The organism is uncultured Chitinophaga sp. (assembly GCF_937898475.1).
Lineage (GTDB): Bacteria > Bacteroidota > Bacteroidia > Chitinophagales > Chitinophagaceae > Chitinophaga.
In genome coordinates this window covers 655,373-674,087 of the sequence record NZ_CALEJS010000015.1, presented here as the reverse complement: position 1 = coordinate 674,087, position 18,715 = coordinate 655,373, and the positions used below count along the sequence as shown (strand labels likewise).

Genomic DNA, 18,715 nt, shown 5'->3' with positions numbered 1-18,715 from the left:
CTCTGATACCGTGCTGTTGCTATTCCGGGAAAGCGCTTTTATCAATCCCCGGTATGATCCTCAACGCATTCTTATAGTATATCTTTTTTAAGATCCCATCTGGCAACTCCATCCCGTACAACCGCCAAAAGGCATGGTATTTCTTGTGGTATGGAAAATATTCGTCCCCTGTTTCGAGCACCCGGAAATACGTGGCATATTCCGAGGGCACCCATGAATCTTTCCCGAACAGGATGCGGTCCTGGTATTTTTCGAAGAACTGACGGGCCATTTTGGGTTGTCTTCCCAGTTCTGCTATGATAGCCCCGAATTCTACATACATGTTCGGTATCTCCTCCATCAACGAGCTCAGTTTGGACAGGTCATTTGCATACCAGCCAAAATGTGCATTTATATAAGTTGTGCGCGGATGTTTTTTAAACATCCTGTGCTGTTCTTCAATGATCTGTTCCCAGGGCGCGGGGTTATCTGCACCGCGCTGTCTGCCGGGATGTGTAGCCAGCTCCAGCCACCTTTCATTATGCTCATCCATAGCGTCCCAGAAAGGAGCGGGGTCTGCTGCATGGATCAGTACGGGTATGCCGAGCGCACCGCATTTGTCCCATATAGCGTCCAGCCGTGGGTCATCTATAGCTACCCGTTTACCGGTATTATCCTTAACGCTCAGCCCAAGGTTCTTAAAGATCTTCAATCCGCCGGCGCCATTCTTCACATCCTCTTCCAGCTGCTGTACGGCTTTTTCGGTCCAGCCATTGCTCCCGATGCCTTTGAAGTCAATATTGGCAAACACAATGAAGCGTTTGGGTGCATGGGCCTTAATATTGTCGGTCATCTTTTTGAGCGAGCTGCCGTTGCCGCCGCTCAGATTGACCATCACCTGCATGTGCAGTTGATCCATTTCTTTTGTCAGCGAGGACAGGTCCTGGGAGCTCATGCCCCATTGGTGGTTGTGAACATCTATAAACGGGTACCTGGCTCTGCTGAGCGGATGTTCCGGCACCTTTAAGGTGGAAACCGGCTCATATTTTTCAAAGTCCATGTGGGCGTTATTGCCCGCCTGTCCTTGAGCGCAGCCTGCAGCGACCATACCCGCCCATACCAATAATGTCTGCCTTCGCATCATCCGGTTGAATACAAATTCACGTCTCAAATTACAAATATTTAATGAATAAGAATAATTTATATACTTTTTTTTCATTTTTTATTTATTTATGCCATATGAAAACCTGCCGTTTATGGAGGTAAGTGACTTGTAATCATATATTTTTGTATGTAATATATCATGCGTAAAAATTTTTTTTAGGGCTTCAAGTGAAAAAGTAATCCCCATTCCATAATAATATAGGTTCCTGCGTTATTTTTGCGCTTCATCGCAGTCATTAGTTATTAGCTGTCAGTCATTAATAAATGATCCTGGAGGGGTCTCCACTATAATCAGCTAAGGGCTATTAATTGACGATTAACGATTTACAACTTATTTTACTTAATTCATAATTTTTCTAACTGATGTTGACATCCGATTTCAAATTTCCGGGACAAACCGCCTTTTATAAGGGGAAAGTACGCGACGTGTACACCATCGATGATAAGTGGATGGTAATGCTGGTAAGCGACCGTATCTCAGCATTTGATGTGGTGCTGCCGAGACCCATCCCTTACAAGGGGCAGGTACTGAACCAGGTGGCTGCTATTATGCTGGAAGCTACGAAGGACATTGTGCCTAACTGGGTAAAGTCTGTACCCTTACCAAATGTAACCATAGGGGTGAAATGTGAAACCTTCCCCGTGGAAATGGTAGTACGTGGCAACCTTACCGGCCATGCCTGGAGAACTTACAAGAGTGGTAAACGGGAACTTTGCGGTGTACCGCTGCCCGAAGGCATGAAAGAGAACGACTTTTTCCCTTCTCCTATCATTACGCCAACTACCAAAGCGCATGAAGGCCATGATGAGGATATCAGCCGGGAAGAGATCATCAAACAAGGCCTGGTAAGCGAAGCGGATTACAGCAGGCTGGAAAAATATACCCTGGCGCTGTTTGAACGTGGCAAGCAACTGGCCGCAGAACGCGGACTGATACTGGTAGATACCAAGTATGAATTTGGCAAGATCGGAGATACCATCTACGTGATAGACGAAGTGCATACCCCGGATTCTTCCCGCTACTTCTACGCCGAAGGGTATGAAGAGAACCAGCGCGCCGGCAAACAACAACGCCAGCTGAGCAAGGAGTTCGTACGGGAATGGCTGATGGAAAATGGTTTCCAGGGTAAAGACGGCCAGCAGGTACCCGAGATGACCGACGAGTTCGTCAACAGCGTGAGCGAACGCTATATCGAGCTGTTCGAGAACATCACCGGCCGGAAATTTGTGAAGGAGAATGTGACGAAGGAAGAAACGGAGCAGAAGATCATTGAGACCTTAAAGACGTTGTAGTGGCTTATTGCCGCAAGTACCCCGGCCTTAAGTCTCCCATGACTTAATCAGGGGCGTGGCACAATAAGCTATTCACAGTGCGGGGCTATGGGGTAATCTTCCGGCATCATCTTTCGGGAGATCGCATCATCGCCCCGCTCTTTTTTCCCTACCTTTGCTGCTGTAATTATACATGTAATTAAACCTGTAATCCATTGAGGCATCTCGCAGCGCTTAATATATATTTTGTAAAATATAAATGGCTTTTTACACTGGGGCTGTTATTTACGTCGATCTCCATTGTATTCAGTGTATTCCAGCCTGTTATGGTAAGGCAGATCTTTGACCTGCTGGCCCAGAACTTAGACAACTACCGTATCATCGGGGATACCGGTATCAAAGGTATTTTCCGTGCGGATTTCTCCCGTGTACTGGCCTTTTACGGCATCACCATCCTGCTTTCCGCCCTGCTCAGTGGCTTTTTTATGTTCCTGCAGCGGCAAACACTTATCGTGATGAGCCGCCATATAGAATACGACCTTAAGAACGATATTTATCAGCATTACCAGATTCTGGACCTTAATTTCTTTAAAATGCACCGTACCGGCGACCTGATGAGCCGGATCACGGAAGACGTGTCACGCGTACGGATGTACGTAGGACCTGCCATCATGTACGCCGCCCGTACCGTTATCATGATGGTCATCATTATTTACCTGATGGTGAAGGTGAATCTTACCCTTACCTTATATACATTGTCGCCGCTGCCCTTGCTTGCGCTCACCATTTATTATGTAAATCACATCATACATCGCAAAAGCGAGCGGATCCAGGCCCAGCTTTCCAACCTGACCTCCATTGCCCAGGAATCCTACTCCGGTATCCGGGTGATTAAGTCCTACGTACAGGAAGAATCTACCACCCGGCATTTTGAACAGGCCAGCGAAGAATACAAGCGCAGCACTGTCAGCCTGGCAAAAACAGACGCCCTGTATCAGCCCGCCATGTCGCTCATGATCGGGCTCAGTGTGATCCTTACCATTTTTATTGGCGGCTGGCAGGTAATCCGCGGAAATATCACCGTGGGCAACCTGGCTGAGTTCGTGATCTATGTGAACATGCTCATCTTTCCCTTCTTTTCTATTGGATGGGTGGCTTCCATGATCCAGCGTGCGGCGGCCTCACAGCAGCGCCTGAATGAATTCCTGCAAACCAGGCCGGAGATCAGGGACAGTGCAGATGCCAGGGAAATCAGCCTGCAGGGGGATATCCGTTTTGAGCACGTGTCTTTTACCTACCCGCATACAGGTATACAGGCCATTAAGGATTTTAATCTGAGTATCAGGCCGGGGCAGAAAGTGGCGGTGATAGGCCGTACCGGTTCCGGGAAATCCACGCTGGCGCAGCTACTATTGCGCATGTACGACCCGCAGGAGGGAAGGGTATTGCTGGATGGGCACAATATCCGCGAACTGAAGCTGGAAAACCTTCGCAGCCAGATCAGCTATGTACCGCAGGATGTATTCCTGTTCTCAGATAATGTTGCCAATAATATCAGTTTCGGAGCGCCTGCCGCCACCCGTGAAATGGTGCAGAAGGCTGCCCGCCAGGCTTCTGTGGAAAAAGACATCCTTGGTTTCCGGGAAGGTTTTGACACAGTAATAGGGGAGCGGGGAGTAACTTTGAGCGGTGGCCAGAAACAGCGTATCTCCATTGCCAGGGCGCTGATCATGGATCCGAACATTTTGGTGTTCGACGATTGCCTGTCTGCCGTAGACGCCCGTACTGAAAAAGAGATTATCGGTAACCTGTACGCCTATCTGAAGGATAAGACGGCTATTATTATTACGCACCGCATATTTGCACTGTTTGAATTTGACAAGATCATTGTGCTGGATGATGGCAGGATCGTGGAAACGGGTACGCATGAAGAATTAATGTCATTGAACGGATATTATGCAGAGCTGTATACACGCCAGCAATCGGGAGAAGAAGAATCTGTAAGTGAATAGTACTCATTTTTTTATATATACCGGTAACCCCTTATCGCCCAGAGTTTTCCATCTGTTGATAAAATCATTTAAAATTATTTTGATATTTGTAAAACAATAGTATATTTGTTGCTTATTGAATAACAGGATTGATTCGTTAACACTTAAATCTATCAACTGTGGCGTACGAAAACAACAATCAACAGGAAAGAAACAACGACAGCATCTTTTCTAAACGATTGAAAGCGGGTAAAAGAAGAACGTACTTCTTTGATGTAAAGACCACTCGGGGGAACGACTACTTTCTGACGATCACAGAAAGTAAGAAGCGTTTCAATGACAACGGTTACGACAGGCATAAAGTATTCCTGTACAAGGAAGACTTTAACAAATTCCTGAACGCATTGACAGAAACCATCAACTACGTAAAGACCGAGTTGATGCCCGATTTCGACTTTGATGCTTACAACCACGATTATGTGAGAGAAGACGGAGAGGATGACAACGAGGTAGTAGTAGACAGCGCTGCCGCTGAAAGCACGCCGGTAGTAGAAGCTGCTGTTACAACGCCCGCTGCAGCCGCCGCATCTCACAGCGATGATGTAGACAAATGGTAAGATTTTTACGTTTTTTTTCACGGATAGGACCTCCGGATTTTTCCGGGGGTTTTTTGTTTTTATAGGGGTCTTCATCCCCGTCATTGCGGGGAGCCGCGACGAAGCAATCTTTTTAACCAGTAAACGAGTTTTCTTTGAGGAGCCGTGTAGAAAAAGCGTGCGGGGCGACAAAGCAATCCTTTAAATGTCAAACGGTAACCAATAAACGTTATTACCATTTGTTATTTAAAGGATTGCTTCGTCGCCCCGCGCACATTAAGCTTGGCTGCTCCTCTGTAACCTTACTCTTTCATCTTCTTCCACTCATTGATCAATCCATTCGTGCTCGCATCATGCCCTGTCACTTTATCTGCGTTTTGCAGCTCGGGTAATATCTTATTGGCCAGCTGTTTACCTAACTCCACACCCCACTGGTCAAACGTGTATATATTCCAGATCACTCCCTGCACAAATATCTTGTGTTCGTACAGGGCTGTCAGTGAGCCCAGTGAACGGGGTGTGATCTCTTTTACCAGGAAAGAGTTGGTAGGGCGGTTGCCGGTAAATACTTTATACGGCGTTAATTTTGCTATTTCATCAGCAGTCAGCCCTGACTTTTCGAGTTCGGCCTTTACCTCTTCCGCTGTTTTGCCGTTCATCAGCGCCTCCGTTTGTGCGAAGAAGTTAGAGAGCAGTTTTACATGATGATCGCTGGTAGGATTGTGGCTGATGGCAGGTGCAATAAAATCACAGGGGATCAGTTTGGTGCCCTGGTGGATCAGCTGGTAGAAGGCGTGCTGTCCGTTGGTACCAGGCTCGCCCCATACGATCGGACCAGTCTGGTAGCTGACCGGCTGTCCGTTACGGTCTACATATTTACCATTGCTTTCCATATTTCCCTGCTGGAAATAAGCGGCAAAGCGGTGCATGTATTGATCATATGGCAGAATGGCTTCTGTATGTGCATCAAAGAAATTACCGTACCACAGGCCAACCAGTGCCATAATAACCGGTATATTCTTTTCCAGCGGCGTTTCCCTGAAGTGTTTATCAACCGCATGTGCACCTTCTAACAATTGTTTGAAGTTGTCAAAGCCGATGGTAAGGGCAATGCTCAGGCCGATGGCAGACCACAGCGAGTAGCGGCCGCCTACCCAGTCCCAAAACTCAAACATGTTCTTCGGGTTGATGCCAAATGCCGTTACTGCTTTCTCATTGGTAGAAAGCGCTGCAAAGTGCAGGGCAATATGCGCCTCGTCTTTGGCATGCTCCAGGAACCACTGTCTGGCCGTAAGCGCATTAGTCATGGTCTCCTGGGTGGTAAAGGTCTTGGAAGCTATCAGGAACAACGTTTCATCCGGTGTTACTTTCTTCAGGGTCTCAGCAATGTGGGTGCCATCCACATTGGAAACAAAGTAAGGCTGCATGCCTTTTACCCAGTAGGGACGGAGGGCTTCCGTTACCATTACGGGGCCAAGATCGGAGCCGCCGATACCGATGTTAACGATATAACGTATAGGCTTGCCGGTATATCCTTTCAGCTCGCCGGTATGGATCTGTTTGCAGTATTGTTCCATCTTCTGCAGTACGGCATTCACATCTTCCATTACATTCTTTCCATCCAGCACCACCGGTTCGTTGCTCACATTGCGCAGGGCAGTATGCAGCACGGCCCTGTTCTCGGTAGCATTGATCTTTTCCGCCCCGAACATGGCCTCCCTGCCTGCTTCCACCTGGCATTCGCGTGCAAGGTCCAGCAGCAGTCCGATCGTTTCCTTTGTTATCAGATTCTTGGAGTAGTCGAACAGTATATCTTCAAAACGCAGGGAAAATTGCTCGAAACGTTGCGCATCTTCGGCAAAGAGCTTGCGCATATGTACCTGCTTCATGCCGGCGGCATGCTGTTGCAGTTGCTGCCAGGCTTTCGTGGTGGTAGGATTCGTCGATGGGAACATATAGCTTGTGTATTTATGCTGACCAAAAATAATCGATACAATCCAGATTTGCCAGATAAGATTAAGCTAATACGGAAACCATACATGTAAAACCGTAAATTATACATCTGGGCGCCGCACCCGGTACAGCTTCCAGGAAATAGCCACGGCGATGAGCCCGATAGCAATGATGGCCGCTTGTATGACCAGGTGCTCGGAGATTACATCCGTCTGTTTTCGTTTCATGATGATGCCGTAAAAGGCCCAGGCGTTTACCAGTCCGTAGGTGATGCTGTGATGCTGCAGGATCATGTACGCCGATACGCCGGCGCTGAGGCCGATCATCAGAACCGCCCATACCACCTGCGAAACGCCCTGTCCATTCCATCCCCAATATACCATCAGGGCGGTGATATTAACAACAGTGGCAATGCTGATCCAGCCCAGGTACAGGCTGAAGGGAAAGTGTACGAACAATTTTTCGCGCAGCGGCGCCGCAGGATTGCCGATGGAGAAATTGTGCCGGATGGCGATGAGGGAGATCAGCAACAGCAGCATAATGAACACGGACAGTGGTACAAGTTCATAATGCCAGGCAAAAAGCCAGCAGGCATTGGCTACGCAGCTGATCATCCACCAATATCGCATGCGGGTCATCAACCTGCTCAGTTCCTGAGGATGTTTTCCCCAGAATGCCAGCCAGAGTTGGTAAATAGTAAAGGTCAGCAGGGCCAGGTAAATCAATGTCCAGATAATGCTGAAAGTAAAGCCCGCAGGCACCAGCAGATTAGGATATTTATCAGCAACCATTCCGGTTTGCTGCCCGTTGATAGGCAGCCATACCGCCATGATATTTACTGCGATTACCAGCACAAACCCGATGACGTGGAAGACCGACTGGTTTTTGTAATGGAGCGTCTCATCGGTAATCATGGCAATAGTTAGGTTTGGACAGTACTGTTAAAAAACTGCAAATATTATGCTAAAGCGTCCATGCGCAATGGCCCATGGTCCACTGCATGCCGGGATCAGTAAGTAAGGGGGAATGGAGAAGGACTACCGGCTATGGACTATCGACTTTTTTCCATACATTTGCGCCCTATGACAGCAGAGCAACTTAAAGCTATGAGGGACCGTCTCCACGTCCTGGGAGGTTTTCTTTAACGTCCCTGACCGCATAGCCAAAATGGAAAATGACAAACAGCTTACCCTTGCGCCCGGTTTTTGGGACGATAATGCCCGGGCAACTTCCATTCTGAAAGAGATCAAGGTTAACAAATTCTGGGTAGACCTCTACGAGCAGGTGCAAACCGCTATTGAGGACAGCGCAGTGTTAAACGATTTCCAGAAAGAAGGCGAAGCCTCTGAACAGGAAGTGCAGGAAGCGTATGAAAAAGCGCTGAACGCCCTGGATGAGCTGGAATTTAAATCCACCCTGAACCAGCCGGAAGACGAAATGCCGGCAGTATTGACCATCAATTCCGGCGCCGGTGGCACCGAAAGCCAGGATTGGGCAGAAATGCTGCTGCGTATGTATCGCATGTACGGCGAAAAGCAGGGCTGGAAAGTATCAGAAATTGATGTACAGTACGGCGACGGCGCAGGTATTAAATCTGCTACGCTGGAGTTTGACGGCGAATTTGCCTATGGACTGCTTAAGGCAGAGAGCGGTGTGCACCGCCTGGTGCGTATCTCGCCTTTTGATGCCAATGCGCGGCGTCATACCTCTTTCGCCTCCGTATTTGTTTACCCGCTGGTAGACGACACCATCGAAATTGCGGTCAACCCGGCCGATCTGGAATGGGAATTCTACCGTTCCGGTGGCAAGGGCGGACAAAACGTAAACAAGGTGGAAACCGCCGTACGTTTAAAGCATATCCCTTCCGGCATCATCATCGAATGCCAGCAGGCCCGGACACAAGGGGAGAACCGCGAAAAGGCCCTCACCATGTTAAAATCCCGCCTGTACGAAGAAGAGATACGCAAACGCGAAGAACTGAAGAATGCGGCCAACGCCAACAAACGCAAGATTGAATGGGGCTCCCAGATCCGCTCTTATGTATTCCATCCCTACAAGATGATCAAAGACCACCGCACAGATTTTGAGGTGGGCAACGTACAACCCGTAATGGATGGTGAACTGGGCGGCTTTATAAAGGCCTATTTGATGATGGCGAAGGAAGAAGCATAGTACACAGTCCATGGTTAATGGTCTGTAGTCCATAGCAGCTCCGGTCGATCCGGGTTTACTATGGACTACGGATCATGGACTATAGACTCCGAACGCTCCAACAACAAAATCGTAAACCAAAACTTACTTGAGGATGCATAACGCTTATTTTCAATTTGCAGCACCCCAGAACGAGCCGGTATACAGCTACGCGCCAGGCTCTCCCGAAAGGGCAGCATTAAAAAAACAACTGGCTGCTTTCAAATCCGAAACTGCAGATATTCCCATGTACATTGGCGGTAAAGAGGTACGTACCGGTAAAACGGTAGATATCCATCCCCCGCACGAAATAAAACACAAGCTGGGGCATTTCCACATGGGAGATGACAGCCATGTAAAATCAGCCATTGATGCGGCGCTGGCAGCTCAGGCGCAATGGGCCGCCACCCCCTGGGAACAGCGTGCCGCCATTTTCCTGCGTGCAGCCGAGCTCATTGCCACCAAGTACCGCTACCACATGAACGCGGCTACCATGCTGGGCCAGAGCAAGAACGCCTACCAGGCCGAAATAGACAGCGCCTGTGAGCTGATAGACTTCCTGCGGTTTAACGTGCATTACCTGAGCGATATCTATAAACAACAGCCTTACAGCCCCGCCGGCATCCATAACAGAACGGAATACCGCCCCCTGGAAGGTTTTGTACTGGCAGTAACGCCTTTCAACTTCACCGCCATTGGTGGCAACCTGCCTACGGCGCCTGCCATGTGCGGCAACGTAGTGGTATGGAAACCTGCCAATACGCAGGTGTATTCCGCCAGTATGTTTATGAAGATCCTGCTAGAAGCAGGTCTGCCTGACGGCGTAATCAACCTGGTATATGCAGATGGCCCCGTATTAGGCGATGTTTGTTTTGCGCACCGCGATTTTGCCGGTATCCACTTCACCGGTTCTACCGGGGTGTTCCAGCAGATGTGGAAGACCATTGGTACTAACATCAGCAAATACAGGTCTTACCCGCGCATTGTTGGTGAAACCGGTGGTAAAGACTTTGTGGTAGCACACCCATCTGCCCAGGTAGATGTTGTGGTGACTGCCCTGGCCCGTGGTGCATTTGAATACCAGGGGCAAAAATGTTCCGCAGCTTCCCGTGCCTACCTGCCTTCCAACCTGGCAGAAGAGGTACTGTCTAAACTGACGGCTACATTGGGTACGATGAAAATGGGTACTGTAGAGGATTTTGGCAACTTCGTCAACGCGGTGATCGATGAGCGTTCATTCGACAAGATCGCTGCGTATATAGACCAGGCTAAAAAGGACCATAGCACAAAGATCATTGCCGGTGGCGGTTACAGTAAAACAGAGGGTTACTTTGTTGAACCTACCGTGATCGTTACCACAGACGCTAAGTACCGGAGTATGTGTGAAGAGATCTTCGGCCCGGTGCTGACCATCTTCGTATACGATGCGGAGAAATTTGAAGAGATCCTGGAACTGGTAGACAGTACTTCCGATTATGCACTTACCGGTTCTATCCTTTCCCAGGACCGTTACGCTATTGAACTGGCTACCCGGAAACTGGTAAACAGTGCAGGCAATTTTTACATCAACGATAAACCGACCGGTGCAGTAGTAGGCCAGCAGCCTTTTGGCGGCGCCAGGGCTTCCGGTACCAACGACAAGGCCGGCTCCATGCTGAACCTCTATCGCTGGTTAAATGCAAGGACCATCAAAGAAACTATGGTACCGCCGGTAGATTATAGGTACCCCTTTTTGAGCGCTGACGCTGGTGCTTGAAAACCGTCTTGGTAACAAAATAGCCAAGGGATGCGCCGATCCAGACGTCGCTTGACCAGTGGCGGTTATGATATAGCCTTGACAGGCCTGTAAGCCCGGCAACGCTGTATGCAACCCAGGGCACCCAGGGATGGTCTTCCCCATAAATTTCTGAAAGGGCAGTGGCCACCGTAGTAACCGTAAGCATATGTCCGGATGGAAAGGAGGTATGCTTACGGTCTGCCGTAAAGGGCGGATCATAATTGGCGGTGTTATCGGTAAAGGAAGGCCTTTCCCTTCGAATGATCACTTTAGCGGTAGTATAGAGCAGGGTAGAAATGAGCAGGGATTTGGTGGTCATCAGCGAAGCATGTTCCAGGTTGCGGTTCTTTGTTACCACCCCAACAGCGTACATGCCCAGTATCAGGTAAGGGGAGTAAGCATTGCCGAAAGGTTCTATCTCATGCGCAACACTGTTCAGGAATTTAGTCTGATTCAGCTGAAAGGCCCGTTTGATCTCATAGTCAGCCAGCATTAAGCCCCCGGTAACCCCAAATACAATTCCCAGGCGTGTAAAATCTTTTTTATGCCAGTGCGCCGGACGGCTCACCGTATAACCCAGGTCTTCGAAAATACTTTTCAGGTAAGTACCATTAATACGGTATCTGATCATGCTGTCCGTTGGGGCATGTGTGGTGTCTGTAGAACTCAGTTGCAGGCTGTCACTGTTTACGCGGCTGCTGTCTGTTTGTGCGCTGGCAAGCATGGGAATCAGCAGTGTCAGGCAGTAGCTGAGATATCGGGATGTACGCAAAAGGATATTAGTTTTCTGTAAACAATTTTTTGACAAATATAAAAGAAAAGTCGATAGCCGATAGTCCATCGTCCATAGCACGTTAAGTGTCCAGTTGTGTTTTTTGTGGTAACTTGATTGGCGGAACAGGCTATGGATTATCGACCATAGACTAAAACATCAACCGTATGAAACCTCGTTTAGTTGTTCTTTCAGGTGCGGGCATCAGCGCTGAAAGCGGATTAAAGACCTTCAGGGATAGTAATGGCCTTTGGGAAGAACATGATATTTATGAAGTGGCGTCTCCGCAGGGTTGGCAGAAGAACCCCGGCCTGGTGCTGGAGTTTTATAACATGCGCCGCAGGGATGCCAGAACGGCGCAGCCAAATGCTGCCCATATCGGCCTGGCTAAGTTGCAGGAGCATTTTGATGTACGCATCATCACCCAGAACATAGATGACCTGCATGAACGCGCCGGATCAGAAAAGGTGATCCACCTGCATGGTGAAATATTCAAGATGCGCAGCGTATTGGACGAGCACCTTATTTACCCGGCGGATGGAGATATCAAACTAGGCGACCTGGCGGCAGACGGTGGGCAGTTACGTCCGCATATCGTTTGGTTCGGAGAGGCGGTGCCTATGATAGAGGTGGCACTGGCCGAAGTACTGGAAGCAGACATCTTTGTAGTAATAGGCACCTCCCTTAACGTATACCCTGCAGCCGGCCTCCTGAATTACGTAGGGGAAACCGTACCTAAGTATGTCATTGATAAAAACATCCCTCTTGTTGGAGATATAAAAGGACTACACCTGATAGAGAAACCCGCTACTGAAGGAGTAGCTGAACTGATAAAGCTGCTAGTTGCCGGCTTCTAGCAGCCGTTGGCTAACAACTCTACTCAAAACTCTCTTCAAATCTTATATCGTGTTCTTCCAGTTCTTTCAGCACGGGGTTGTATACTTCGGGCATGACGGGTATGTGTAAACCGGTGAGGGTGATCTTTTCCTGCAGCAGCAGCTTGGCGGTAATGCCCAGGGGCAGGCCAACGGTTTTAGCCATGGCGGTACGCAGGTTATCTTCGCCCTGTACGATCATGTAACTATGCATGCGGGTGGCGATATTCCGTCTTTCAAACTCTATTTCATGCATCATGACGATCATGTCTTTGTCGTTGGGCGACATACCCAGGCGGGATTCCATCACCTGTTGCAGCACGGCGGCATTGGTTTGTTCGCCCTGGTTGATCACTTCGCCGTTTAAGAGCCCCAGGTATTTCAGTTGCCGGATCACTTTCGACTTGCTGCTGACGCCCAGGAACAGGGCCACGTTCTCTTCATTGCTCAGTTGCTTGTCTGTTTTCACATGCTGGGTAGCCCACTTAAAATAGCTCAGATTATCCGTCTGTATCTTACGGCTGTCGTCTGTAAGTCCCAGCCGTATAACGGCGCTCCATCCCTCACAGAAATCCGGGTAACGCAGGGTGGCCCGCATGAAAGTGGGAATGTTGTCCAGGTTATAGGAAGACATGTAGGTCAATGAGTCGCGGTTGGGATAAAAGGCCAGTTTGCCCAGCCCGGGAATGACAATGGTTTTGGACTGGTCAAACAGCTGCTCATGGTTCAGTTCCTTCACTTTGCCTTTATCCTTGTAGGTAGCGCCTGACTGGCCCGCGAGTACAACATTTCGGGCATTCCAGGTGATCTTGTATTGCCAGGGATTATCATTGCTTTCAGGGGAGATCAGTCCGCCGCAGTAAGATTTAAAAGAGTAGATCAGCCCGCCCTTCTTTTCGATGGAATGGATCACCTTCATGGCAGACATATGGTCAATGCCGGGGTCCAGTCCCATTTCGTACATAAACAGCAAGCCGGCTTGCCGGATGTCTTTTTCCAGCTTTTTTACATCCGGGTCTGTATAAGAAGCAGTGAGCAGGTGCCTGCGGTATTGAAGGCAGTCTTTAGCCACCAGTATATGCAGGGAGGGAGGAAGCAGTGAAATGACCAGGTCTGTTTCTTCTACCAGGGTCTGCCGCGCCTGCTGATCACGTATGTCAATAGCTACCGGGGTCACATAATAGGATTTTCCGGTCTTGGATTTTATTAACATTAAGTCGCTGTCCACCACAGTCACATGCCATTTCTGTCGCGGTGCATTGGTCAACAGATAATCAATCAGGCAGGTAGCTGATCTTCCGGCGCCAAACAACAGGATGTTTTTCATATTTGCTTTACAACTTTAGATTTAACTGGTTAATAGTTAGGGGAAATAACAGCGGTAATCTTAGATATGTTCGGAAATTCCCGGAAATCCGATTCAAATGTCCCAAAATTATTTGACTCTTTCCCGTGAATCTTTGATTATCATTTCGTTAGGAACAAATACTTTGCCAATAATTTATTTATTCTATATGGGAATATTTAAATATAACAACAAATTTGAAATTCCAAATGCCAATTTCCAAATCACAAACAGGGAATAATAATTGAAACCTAATGGACACGACAGCAATTCCGGCAACCGGGAATGTGCATCCGGTATTTGGAGTTTAGGTTCCTGATTTTGGTATTTAGCCTCGGAATAACGGCTGAAAAAGCGTATATTTGCGCTTCTGTGTTTTTAACAGAAAAAACTGTAAACCAATAACTAATGGCAGAAAATACGGAAAATCAGCAGGACGGCAGGATTATCCAGATCAACATCGAGGAGCAGATGAAAACGGCGTACATAGACTACTCCATGTCTGTGATTGTGGGCCGTGCCTTACCCGATGTACGGGACGGTTTAAAGCCGGTGCACCGCCGTGTTTTATTCGGAATGAATGAGCTGGGCAATAACAGTAATAAGCCCTACAAGAAATCGGCCCGTGTGGTGGGTGAGGTAATGGGTAAATTCCATCCCCACGGCGATAAGGCCATCTATGACACCATTGCACGCCTGGTGCAGCCGTGGACCATGCGTTATCCCCTGGTAGACGGTCAGGGTAACTTCGGTTCTGTGGATGGTGACGATCCGGCAGCCATGCGTTATACGGAGGTGCGTATGCAGCGTATAGCGGAAGCCATGCTGGAAGATATTGAAAAAGAAACGGTAGACTTCACCCTCAACTTTGACGATACCCTGGAAGAGCCTACGGTATTGCCCACCCGGATACCTAACCTCCTGGTGAACGGCGCCTCCGGTATCGCGGTAGGTATGGCCACCAACATCATGCCCCACAACCTCAGCGAGGTGGTAGATGGCCTGGTGGCATATATCGACGACCGTGAGATCACGATAGAAGACCTGATCAAACATGTAAAAGCCCCTGATTTTCCCACCGGCGGTATCATTTACGGCTACGAAGGCGTAAAGCAAGGTTTTGAAACCGGCCGCGGAAGGGTAGTGGTGCGCGGTAAAATCAACGTAGAAACCACTAAAGCCGGACGTGAAAGGCTGGTGATCTATGAGCTGCCTTACCAGATCAATAAGGCAGTATTACACCAGAAAATAGCCCAGCTGGCAGACGATAAGATCATTGAAGGCATTTCCGAAGTGCGCGACGAAAGCGACCGCGAAGGGATGCGCCTGGTGATCGACCTGAAACGCGAAGCCATTGCCAACGTGGTGGTGAACCAGCTGTATAAATACTCTGAGCTGCAAACCTCTTATGGTATCAATAACGTGGCCCTTGTAAAAGGCAGACCCCGTATCCTGAACCTGAAAGAGCTGCTGTCTGAATTCGTAGAGTTCCGCCATGAAGTAGTACTTCGCAGAACCCGCTACGACCTCCGTAAGGCAGAAGAGAAAGCACACATACTGGAAGGCTACCTCATCGCCCTTGATCACCTGGACGAAGTGATTGCGCTGATCCGCGCATCCCGTACGCCGGATGAAGCAAAAGAAGGCCTGATGTCGAAATTCGGCCTTACAGAGATACAGTCCAAAGCCATCCTCGAACTGCGCCTGCAACGCCTTACCGGCATGGAGCGCGATAAGATCAAGGAAGAATACGATGAGATCATGAAACTGATCGCTTACCTGAAAGATGTTCTGGCGGATGAAGGCCTGCGCTTCAAGATCATTAAGGATGAGCTGCTGGAAGTGAAGAAGAAGTTCGGTGACGAGCGCAAGACCGAGATCCAGTATCTGGCCAGCGAAATGCGAATTGAAGATATCATCGCAGAAGAAGACGTGGTGATCACCATTTCCCACCTGGGTTATATCAAACGTACTTCTGCGTACGATTATCGCCAGCAGAAACGCGGCGGCCGCGGCGCTATCGGGGGGAAGACCCGCGAGGAGGACTATATCGAGCACCTCTTCGTCGCATCCACGCACCACACCATGCTGTTCTTTACTGAAAAAGGCCGCTGTTTCTGGCTGAAGGTGTACGAGATCCCCGAAGGCGAAAAACAGAGCAAGGGCCGCGCTATACAGAACCTGATCACTCTGCCTACAGACGATAAGATCCGGGCAATTATCGATATCAAGGACCTGGGAGATAAAGATTTTATCAATTCCCATTATATTGTGCTCTGCACCAAGAATGGTATCATTAAGAAAACTTTGCTGGAAGAGTTCTCCCGCCCCCGACAGAACGGTGTGAACGCCATCACGATCAATGAAGGCGACCAACTGCTGGAGGCCAGGCTCACAGACGGCAACAGCGAAATAATGATGGCCATCCAGAGTGGCAGGGCCATCCGCTTCCCCGAAAATACCGTACGCGACACAGGCCGTGGCGCCATCGGTGTGCGCGGCATCGAGGTGGATAACGCGAATGATGAGGTGGTTGGTATGATTTGTGTTAATAAGGATGATGAGTCCCGAACCGTACTTGTTGTATCTGAAAAAGGTTTTGGAAAGCGAACCAGCATAGAAGAGTACCGTATCACCAACCGGGGGGGAAAAGGGGTAAAAACCATCAACATTACGGAGAAAACAGGTAACTTGATCGCTGTTCTGGATGTGACCGAGAAAGATGACCTGATGATCACCTGTAAATCCGGTATAACCATCCGCATGGCAGTAGCAGATATCCGCGAAGCCGGCCGGGCCACCCAGGGTGTACGCCTGATCCGCTTGGATGATAACGACGAGATAGCAGCCGTAGCCAGACTGGATGAACAGGAGGAAGAGGAAACTGCCAACGGAGCCGACTCAGAGAGCACAAGCGGTGAGGCCGCCGACACCACCGGGACTACTGAACAAGGAAATAATGAATAATTAATAATTAACCGTTAACAATGCCTGCTCCGGTTGATGTCAGGCTGGACAGAAGTCGTGGTAATTGTTAATTATTAATTAAACCATATTTATATTGTTATCAGCAACTAAAAATTGAGCTCATGAAAAAACTATTGGTATCTTTTCTTTTTTGCAGTGCCGGATTTGCTGCTGTAGCGCAACGAGGTAAGGTGAACAGCGCCGAAGACGCGCTGAAAAACCAGGATCTTGCTAAAGCAAAGGCAGACATAGACGAGGCCCTGCAACATGAGAAAACGAAGGACGATGCCAAAACCTGGTTTGTAAAAGGCAAGGTGCTGGAAGCCATGGCCACCAAGGATAAAAGCGCCGCACTGGCACAGGAAGCATTCCAGGCCTACAAAACCGCGCTGGACAAAAACGCCAAAATGCCCGAGGCGCTGCTGACCATGAACCAGAGCATGTATAACCTTTATGCCACCATTGGTAATGCCGGTTATGCCAACCTGAATGATCAGAAATGGGATTCTGCATACACCAATTTCAAATCCGCATTTGAAGTAGCAGATTACTACAACAGCAAAGATCTGGGTGGTAAACTGCCTACCGATACTTCCATGACATTCTACCTGGGATACGCTGCCCAGCAGGCTGGCCAGAAAGAAGCTGCCCTGCAGTACCTGCAAAAAGCTGCTGACCTTCAGTTCAAAGGCGAACCCGCCCTCTACGTGATCCTGGCACAGGCTTACGAAGAAAAAGGCGATAACGCCGGCTGGCTGAAAACCATTGAAGAAGGCAAAAAAGTATTCCCGAAAGATAAGCGCTTCAATGACATGGAGATGATCTATTACTCCAAAACGGGTAAAACAGCAGAACTCCTGACCATGCTGGAAAAGAAAGTTGAGGAAAATCCGAACGATTTCCAAACACAGCTGGACTATGCCATCCGTGTAGACAATATGGCCAATCCCCGTGATGAGCAGGGTAATGATCTGCCCAAACCGGATAACTACGAAGAGCTGATGAACAAAGCGGAAGCTGCCTACAAGAAATCTGTTGAACTGAATGCAACAGATCCTACCGCCAACTTCCAGCTGGGTGCTTTATATTTTAACCGCGCCGTAGGTTTCAACAAACAGCTGAACGAACTGCCCAGCAAGGAGCAGAGCTCTCCTAAAGCAAAAGAACTGCAAACCAAAGTAGAAGGCCTGATGAACACAGCGCTGCCTTACTTTGAAAAAGCAGATGCCAGCTTTACAGCTAAAGGCGCCGGCCTGGAAGCAGGAGACAAGCAGACTTTCGAAAGCTGCCTATACGCCCTGCAGAAAATATACGCCATCAAGAACCAGAACGATAAAGTAGAAGAAGTGAAGAAGAAACTGGACGGCTTGAAATAATTGATGTCAGGCATCATAAGCAAATCCCTCCCGGAATACCCGGGAGGGATTTTTGTTTGAATCCAATCCTATCTGATGTTATTAACCTTTTTTAGCGCCTTCTTTCATCTTCTTTACATGGTGGTGGTGTGCAGCTTTCATGGAAGTATCTGCGGTAGCTTTTGCTTCCTTAGTGGCTTTGGCCGGTTTAGCGGGCTGTTGCGCAAAAGTAATTGCGCTTACGCTCATAAAAACGGCGGCTACGATCAGGCTTTTCTTGATGTTCATGATGTTTGTCATTTTGAATTGAGTGAATAATAGGATAAACTGCTTTTAGCTTTGCTGATTCAAAATTACGTGCTGTATCAAGGGATCTGGACCCGCTTTCGGTGAATGGGGTTGAACTGTCGTTGAAAACAAAAACCTGATAGTTTAAGCGATTGAGGGTTTGAATGCTGGAGGGCGGCATACCCCTGTAG

At 48.7% G+C, this 18,715-nt stretch carries 14 protein-coding genes; 8 read left to right on the top strand and 6 right to left on the bottom strand.

The features are described from left to right. Nucleotides 1–19 precede the first annotated feature (19 nt). On the bottom strand, nt 20–1,150 hold the full coding sequence (locus Q0577_RS09610) for an amidohydrolase family protein (protein WP_298735402.1): 1,131 nt from the start codon (nt 1,148–1,150) through the stop codon (nt 20–22). A gap of 356 nt (nt 1,151–1,506) precedes the next feature. On the opposite strand from Q0577_RS09610, the gene Q0577_RS09605 reads away from it, so the two are divergent. From Q0577_RS09605 to Q0577_RS09595, 3 genes are all read left to right on the top strand, one after another. Then, the gene (locus Q0577_RS09605; protein ID WP_298735400.1) at nt 1,507–2,436 is read left to right on the top strand and encodes a phosphoribosylaminoimidazolesuccinocarboxamide synthase; all 930 of its coding nucleotides are present in this window, start codon (nt 1,507–1,509) and stop codon (nt 2,434–2,436) included. Between the two features lie 194 nt (nt 2,437–2,630). Further along, nucleotides 2,631–4,427 carry an ABC transporter ATP-binding protein gene (locus Q0577_RS09600; protein ID WP_298735398.1) on the top strand — a complete coding sequence of 599 codons (1,797 nt, stop codon included), beginning with the start codon at nt 2,631–2,633 and terminating at the stop codon, nt 4,425–4,427. 158 nt (nt 4,428–4,585) lie between these two features. Then, nucleotides 4,586–5,023 carry a DUF3276 family protein gene (locus Q0577_RS09595; protein WP_298735396.1) on the top strand — a complete coding sequence of 146 codons (438 nt, stop codon included), beginning with the start codon at nt 4,586–4,588 and terminating at the stop codon, nt 5,021–5,023. 281 nt (nt 5,024–5,304) lie between these two features. Here the strand turns inward: Q0577_RS09595 and pgi are convergent, their stop codons facing one another. After that, nucleotides 5,305–6,957, bottom strand: coding sequence for a glucose-6-phosphate isomerase (gene pgi / locus Q0577_RS09590; RefSeq protein WP_298735393.1), 1,653 nt, complete (start codon nt 6,955–6,957; stop codon nt 5,305–5,307). Nucleotides 6,958–7,056: 99 nt separating this feature from the next. Next, nucleotides 7,057–7,869: a hypothetical protein gene (locus Q0577_RS09585; protein ID WP_298735391.1), complete on the bottom strand. Its 813-nt coding sequence runs from the start codon at nt 7,867–7,869 to the stop codon at nt 7,057–7,059. Between the two features lie 168 nt (nt 7,870–8,037). Here Q0577_RS09585 and prfB point away from each other — a divergent pair. Further along, nucleotides 8,038–9,127 (top strand): peptide chain release factor 2 gene (gene prfB / locus Q0577_RS09580; protein ID WP_298735388.1). Its coding sequence is split into 2 segments (ribosomal slippage): nt 8,038–8,097 and nt 8,099–9,127, totalling 1,089 coding nucleotides; the frame shifts between segments, so codons are not numbered across the junction. 133 nt (nt 9,128–9,260) lie between these two features. Continuing rightward, nucleotides 9,261–10,901, top strand: coding sequence for an L-glutamate gamma-semialdehyde dehydrogenase (gene pruA / locus Q0577_RS09575; protein ID WP_298735385.1), 1,641 nt, complete (start codon nt 9,261–9,263; stop codon nt 10,899–10,901). Here the strand turns inward: pruA and Q0577_RS09570 are convergent. After that, entirely contained in the window at nt 10,843–11,694 is an 852-nt protein-coding gene (locus Q0577_RS09570; protein WP_298735382.1) for a phosphatase PAP2 family protein, read from the bottom strand. The two genes, pruA and Q0577_RS09570, sit on opposite strands and share 59 nt — an antisense overlap. A 167-nt stretch (nt 11,695–11,861) precedes the next feature. Here Q0577_RS09570 and Q0577_RS09565 point away from each other — a divergent pair, with 167 nt between their 5' ends. Next, complete coding sequence (locus Q0577_RS09565) at nt 11,862–12,551, top strand: Sir2 family NAD-dependent protein deacetylase (protein ID WP_298735379.1); 690 nt, start codon at nt 11,862–11,864, stop codon at nt 12,549–12,551. Between the two features lie 19 nt (nt 12,552–12,570). Here Q0577_RS09565 and Q0577_RS09560 read toward each other — a convergent pair whose 3' ends face one another. Next, a complete protein-coding gene (locus Q0577_RS09560; protein ID WP_298735376.1) occupies nt 12,571–13,896 on the bottom strand; it encodes a saccharopine dehydrogenase C-terminal domain-containing protein in 1,326 nt (441 codons plus the stop codon). 426 nt (nt 13,897–14,322) lie between these two features. Here Q0577_RS09560 and gyrA point away from each other — a divergent pair, with 426 nt between their 5' ends. Together gyrA and Q0577_RS09550 are read left to right on the top strand one after the other, a co-directional pair. Beyond that, nucleotides 14,323–16,881 (top strand): DNA gyrase subunit A, encoded by a 2,559-nt coding sequence (gyrA, locus tag Q0577_RS09555; protein WP_298735373.1) that lies wholly within the window; start codon nt 14,323–14,325, stop codon nt 16,879–16,881. A 122-nt stretch (nt 16,882–17,003) separates the two neighbouring features. Continuing rightward, a complete protein-coding gene (locus tag Q0577_RS09550) occupies nt 17,004–18,257 on the top strand; it encodes a hypothetical protein (protein WP_298735370.1) in 1,254 nt (417 codons plus the stop codon). 81 nt (nt 18,258–18,338) lie between these two features. Here Q0577_RS09550 and Q0577_RS09545 read toward each other — a convergent pair whose 3' ends face one another. Next, entirely contained in the window at nt 18,339–18,524 is a 186-nt protein-coding gene (locus Q0577_RS09545; RefSeq protein WP_298735368.1) for a hypothetical protein, read from the bottom strand. Between the last annotated feature and the right edge of the window lie 191 nt (nt 18,525–18,715).

Excerpts from the sequence above, each read along its gene's own strand:
- Q0577_RS09560 (WP_298735376.1), bottom strand. The coding sequence starts at position 13,896 with ATGAAAAACATCCTGTTGTTTGGCGCCGGAAGATCAGCTACCTGCCTG.
- Q0577_RS09585 (WP_298735391.1), bottom strand. The coding sequence starts at position 7,869 with ATGATTACCGATGAGACGCTCCATTACAAAAACCAGTCGGTCTTCCAC.
- pgi (WP_298735393.1), bottom strand. The coding sequence starts at position 6,957 with ATGTTCCCATCGACGAATCCTACCACCACGAAAGCCTGGCAGCAACTG.
- Q0577_RS09550 (WP_298735370.1), top strand. The coding sequence starts at position 17,004 with ATGAAAAAACTATTGGTATCTTTTCTTTTTTGCAGTGCCGGATTTGCT.
- Q0577_RS09605 (WP_298735400.1), top strand. The coding sequence starts at position 1,507 with ATGTTGACATCCGATTTCAAATTTCCGGGACAAACCGCCTTTTATAAG.
- gyrA (WP_298735373.1), top strand. The coding sequence starts at position 14,323 with ATGGCAGAAAATACGGAAAATCAGCAGGACGGCAGGATTATCCAGATC.
- Q0577_RS09545 (WP_298735368.1), bottom strand. The coding sequence starts at position 18,524 with ATGAACATCAAGAAAAGCCTGATCGTAGCCGCCGTTTTTATGAGCGTA.
- pruA (WP_298735385.1), top strand. The coding sequence starts at position 9,261 with ATGCATAACGCTTATTTTCAATTTGCAGCACCCCAGAACGAGCCGGTA.
- Q0577_RS09565 (WP_298735379.1), top strand. The coding sequence starts at position 11,862 with ATGAAACCTCGTTTAGTTGTTCTTTCAGGTGCGGGCATCAGCGCTGAA.